Annotated in this window: 6 protein-coding genes; 5 read left to right on the top strand and 1 reads right to left on the bottom strand. The window is 37.1% G+C overall.

From position 1 onward, the window contains the following. The first annotated feature begins 48 nt into the window (after window positions 1-48). On the top strand, window positions 49-426 hold the full coding sequence (locus tag A4R26_RS06680) for a hypothetical protein (protein ID WP_081162560.1): 378 nt from the start codon (window positions 49-51) through the stop codon (window positions 424-426). Between the two features lie 46 nt (window positions 427-472). Beyond that, entirely contained in the window at window positions 473-988 is a 516-nt protein-coding gene (locus A4R26_RS06675; RefSeq protein ID WP_081162557.1) for a hypothetical protein, read from the top strand. An 84-nt stretch (window positions 989-1072) separates the two neighbouring features. Here A4R26_RS06675 and A4R26_RS06670 read toward each other — a convergent pair whose 3' ends face one another. Next, entirely contained in the window at window positions 1073-2185 is a 1113-nt protein-coding gene (locus A4R26_RS06670) for a Fic family protein (RefSeq protein WP_081162554.1), read from the bottom strand. Between the two features lie 320 nt (window positions 2186-2505). On the opposite strand from A4R26_RS06670, the gene A4R26_RS06665 reads away from it, so the two are divergent. From A4R26_RS06665 to A4R26_RS06655, 3 genes are all read left to right on the top strand, one after another. After that, window positions 2506-3132 carry a hypothetical protein gene (locus A4R26_RS06665; RefSeq protein ID WP_081162551.1) on the top strand — a complete coding sequence of 209 codons (627 nt, stop codon included), beginning with the start codon at window positions 2506-2508 and terminating at the stop codon, window positions 3130-3132. A gap of 74 nt (window positions 3133-3206) precedes the next feature. Then, complete coding sequence (locus A4R26_RS06660; protein WP_081162548.1) at window positions 3207-3683, top strand: hypothetical protein; 477 nt, start codon at window positions 3207-3209, stop codon at window positions 3681-3683. Window positions 3684-3809: 126 nt separating this feature from the next. Next, complete coding sequence (locus tag A4R26_RS06655) at window positions 3810-4403, top strand: hypothetical protein (protein WP_165760170.1); 594 nt, start codon at window positions 3810-3812, stop codon at window positions 4401-4403. Window positions 4404-4544 lie beyond the last annotated feature (141 nt).

Genomic DNA, 4544 nt, shown 5'->3' with positions numbered 1-4544 from the left:
AGTCAGGGTTGGCGCGAATGAACTTCAAATAATAATACAAGCATATATATGAAAGAGTTAGATGATCTTGCAGAATCAGTTAGAACAAAACTAAATTTAAAATATGATGCAAACTCTGTTAAATTTATAGAAGGCTTTATTGAAAGAAATAAAGGTAGCTTTGAAAAAGAGGAGTATCAGGGGCTGATTAATTCATTAGGTTCATTTTTGGGTAAATGTATTATTGAAAACTACGGCGGACAGTGGGAACTTAATGAGAATGGATCAGTTGCTATTGCTTTTGACAAGAACAATAAAGCATATCCATTTGCAAAAGTTAGCAAGCAATTTGAAAATGGTTTAGCAGATTCCATTTATTCTTTTTACGGAGTTATTCCGACAGTCTTCAAACTTGACAAAAAGAAAAAGCCATGGTGGAAGTTTTAGTACATTTTGTACTGACTTTCAAAACACATCATCGATACTGATAGAAATGAATATTGAATTTACAAACAGCGTTCCTGAGGAATTGAGAAATGAAATTGTGATTATTTCAGGTAAAGAATCGGTGAAGTGGAGTAATGTTGAGTATCTCGTTTTGAAAGATAATGACACAATTAAGAAGGTTCTTCAAATTCGTTTTGAAGCTCATTGTAGTCCGTTCAAAGATGCTATCATTCGGGATAATCTATTGGCGGTTGGCCATCAAGGCCACTTTTATCTTTATAACTTTTTAGAAAATATCAACGTGTTAGTATTGCAGGTGGACGGTTATTTTGGACACTTTTATATCAATGAAAATTTGTTCTACGTTACCGGCTCGGATAGCATTTGTTGCATTAACGAAAAGGGTAATCTGATTTGGAAAAATCCGAACTTAGGGGTAGATGGCATATTGATAAAAAGATTTGGTGATAATAAAATATATGGAAGTAGCGAATGTGATCCTCCTAGTGGTTGGCAAGATTTTGTTTTGGATATAACCACCGGTAAGCTCATAAATGATTAACTTATTTTGACTTCTCTTACCACAGTTGTTGACAAAAATTCTCTACCTTCAAGTCACTCAAGAACCATACTTTTGGCGCTGTAATCAAAGTAGATATTGCGTATTCAATGTATAACTTGTGCTTCGCCCGCCCGCTGCTTCCTTGAGTAAGATTCCTTTATCTATAAGATCTTGTATATCTCTGGATGCGGTATCCTGTGAGGTTTTGGTTATTTTAGCCCATTTGGAAGATGTAAGCTTTCCCTCAAACCCATCTATTAAAGCATTCAATATTTTTTGTTGCCGGTCATTAAGTGAATAAGTTTTAAGGTTCTCCCAAAACCTCGACTTGCGCATAACTTTTGCCAGTATTTCTTCAGTTGCGCTTATCGAACTGTCAAGACAATTAAGGAACCATGCAAGCCATTCAGTTATATCCAGGGTTCCTTTTTGTGTTTTTTCCAGGATATCGTAATAAGCCTTGCGTTCATTCCTGATCTGCGCCGACATACTGTAGAAGCGTTGGGAATTTTGATCAGTCCTTGCCAATAGCATATCAGTTATTGTACGTGCCATGCGGCCATTACCGTCTGCAAAAGGATGAATAGTTACAAACCATAGGTGAGCAATGGCCGCTTTGATTACTGGATCAAGATCATTTTCAGAGTTAAACCAGTTGAGAAATTTGTCCATTTCTCCTTCTACAAACTCTGAAGCAGGCGCTTCGAAGTGAACCGTTTCGCGACCAATAGCGCCTGACACGACTTGCATAGGATTTTTTTCTGTATTTGTGCGCCAGGCACCGACCACAATTTTATACATGCCGCTTCTACCAGTCGGAAACAACGCCGCGTGCCATCCAAATAATCGTTCATCAGTTAACGGCATATTATAATGCTGCGTTGCGTCCAGCATCATTTCAACAACTCCCTCCACATGTCTGTCTGCAGGAACTAATCCAGCTATATCCATTCCCAATCGTCGTGCAATAGACGAACGCACTTGTTCAGGGTTTAGGATTTCACCCTCAATCTCGCTTGATTTCAAAACATCTAAAGTAAGTGTATGTAAAGTTGCCTCAGCCTGCAAGCCGAAACCCATACTCTCCATGCGGCCCGTCAACTTACCCTGTCTATACCGGACTTCCGCTAAAAGTCTGGATAGCTTTTCTTTATCCCAGTGAAAATCAGGCCATTTAGGTAGCTGGTAGATGTACATAATAATAATCTCCGCATTTTATGCGGTAAAAATACGGCTTAATCTCCGCAAAAATTGATTGGAATCGCCGCAAATTTTGCGGAGATTAAGCTGGTAATTTCCGCACCAATGTGCCACACCCCTAATTTTGTTACAAGGAGACAGAAAAGTTGCCCTAATTTTATAACATATGTTCACGATAAGATGCTTATTTTAAGTGGTTTGAAAAGGAAATTGAAAAGGGAAAATTTTTAGGCAGTAATTCAGGAACGCCTTAATAAACAGAAATGCCTCTGTTGACTGGCATTGCTGGTTAGTTAATATAACTTTACGGCCAATATATGACATTATCCAAGCGAGCATCTCATTTTTTAGAAAAATCAAAGAGAGAACATTTATCGTTGACCGAAAAAGAAATTCGCCAAACATTTATTGATAATGGTGCTCCAATTTTTGAACCATTGATTGAATTTCAACAAGCGTTTGGTGGCTACATCTTCTACGCAGTACTTGCACCAATAAAGTTTAGTCTGATTAAAGGAGCGGGCGGCTATCCAGTATACAGTAATACCGCGGTTGTAGAATTTGAAGAATCTGAATTTTCATCTCCAAAGTATTTTTTTGACTGTGCTACCACTAATTATCAAATGCAATTCTTTTTAGATGAACAAGGTGTTTACTATGAAGATTATGAGCCAATAGCTTCAAGTTTTAGTAAGTCTGTTGAGCACCTGGCCCTTTGGGACGAAATGTGGGAACAAAATAATTTTGAACTAATCTTTAGAGACCGCTCTTTAAAAATTGAAAACATTGAAAAAGAGTTAAATCTCAATCTTATAAGTGAAGCTTCTGACCAATATACCCTTTGGTTTCAAAATGAAGAGATTTATGTAAAGCAATGGAAAGGCTTGACCACATTAGTTGCATCAAAGACATATTCCAGAAAAGAAAAATTATTAACTCTCTGACGAAAGCGGCACTTAGATAAGTGCATTAAAGCTAGTCGTATATTAGGCTCGAATCATTAACCCCATCTGCAATCATGACACGACTAAAGCTAGTTATTTTTCTGGCAGGACTTATAGGTCTACTTTCAAGCTGTAAAGAACAGATAAAAGAAAAAAGCAAAGATATGGCCACTGCTTCCGTACAATTCAAAGTGGGTCAGGTTTGGAAATACAATAACAGGCCAGGCGAAGACAGTTCAACTTTGACCATTTTGAAAACTGAAAAATATGAAAATGACACAATAATCCATATCAGAGTTGACGGAATAAAACTGCATAACCCAAGTATTGCAGGTGGTTACTCAGACTTTATCGGACATTTGCCTTTTTCTCAGAATACAATTTCAAAGTCTGTAACCAGGCTTGTAGAACAAAATAATAATCTCCCAGACTTTTCCGAAGGATATAATCAATGGAAAGAGGCATGGGACAGCGGCAAGGGCGGTTATTGGACTGTGGATTTAAAAGATGCAATAGAAGGAATGGATAGCGTGATGCGACAAAACAAATAAAACCAAAATGGATACGATTAGCAAGCGCACAATAAATTATTAATTATTTGACAGTTAAGGTTGACCGTTTGAATTTTGGCCAATCTTTGAAAAATCGAATAAGAATGGTATTTAATGAATAATGATATGGGCACTCTAACGCTTCAAAAATATCAGAGATTAGATTCTCTGGCTGACAAATCAATTAATTCTCTTGGGAAAGCTGTAAAAAGCAAAAAAAAGCCCTTAGGTAATACGACATTAACCAACAAAGGATTTGTTAGGTCGCAAAAACCCTTTCTTGAGTATTTTATAAATGATAAGCCCTTATCTGAGCAACTTGATAAAATATACAATACAAAAACGACCATATTAGAAAATTGGGTTGGAGCTTTAGGTTCTGGTAATCCAAAGACAGACAGAATCAAAGTGAAGCAGTTGCTTCAAAGAAAAGTTTCGGACAAAGAGATAAGGGATGTGTACCCATCTTCATGGACTGAGGACGAATTTCAATGGTATTTAGACAAATACAGAGAGGAATTAGAAAATCCAGAAGTATTGATTTACTGTTGTGCTGAATGTGGAGACTATGACTGCGGAGGCATAGCTGTAACTATTGATCAAACTGAAAATTCAGTTGTCTGGAATATTATAGGCGCAAGTGACATTCTAAAATTTGAGTTTGACAAGAATTTGTATTTTGGGGTCTTCAATAATTACTTGAACCAGATAGCTAAATGACAAATACTTCAGCCGGATTTTTTCTGCTTGAAACAATAAATTGATACCGTATATTACCGACCTGGTGAATAGAATTTTTCTCTACCTTCGATTCACTCAAGAACTCCCCTCACCACCCAATTTTCAAGGGGGCGCCGGGTG

Origin of the sequence: Niastella populi (assembly GCF_002078015.1) — a bacterium.
Classification (GTDB): Bacteria; Bacteroidota; Bacteroidia; order Chitinophagales; family Chitinophagaceae; genus Niastella; species Niastella populi.
The sequence above is the reverse complement of the archived record's forward strand: the minus strand, read 5'-3'. Positions and strand labels throughout refer to the sequence as shown.

Bases quoted from the DNA above. Each gene is read 5' to 3' on its own strand.
- A4R26_RS06680 (WP_081162560.1), top strand. From the start codon at position 49: ATGAAAGAGTTAGATGATCTTGCAGAATCAGTTAGAACAAAACTAAAT.
- A4R26_RS06675 (WP_081162557.1), top strand. From the start codon at position 473: ATGAATATTGAATTTACAAACAGCGTTCCTGAGGAATTGAGAAATGAA.
- A4R26_RS06670 (WP_081162554.1), bottom strand. From the start codon at position 2,185: ATGTACATCTACCAGCTACCTAAATGGCCTGATTTTCACTGGGATAAA.
- A4R26_RS06665 (WP_081162551.1), top strand. From the start codon at position 2,506: ATGACATTATCCAAGCGAGCATCTCATTTTTTAGAAAAATCAAAGAGA.
- A4R26_RS06660 (WP_081162548.1), top strand. From the start codon at position 3,207: ATGACACGACTAAAGCTAGTTATTTTTCTGGCAGGACTTATAGGTCTA.
- A4R26_RS06655 (WP_165760170.1), top strand. From the start codon at position 3,810: ATGGGCACTCTAACGCTTCAAAAATATCAGAGATTAGATTCTCTGGCT.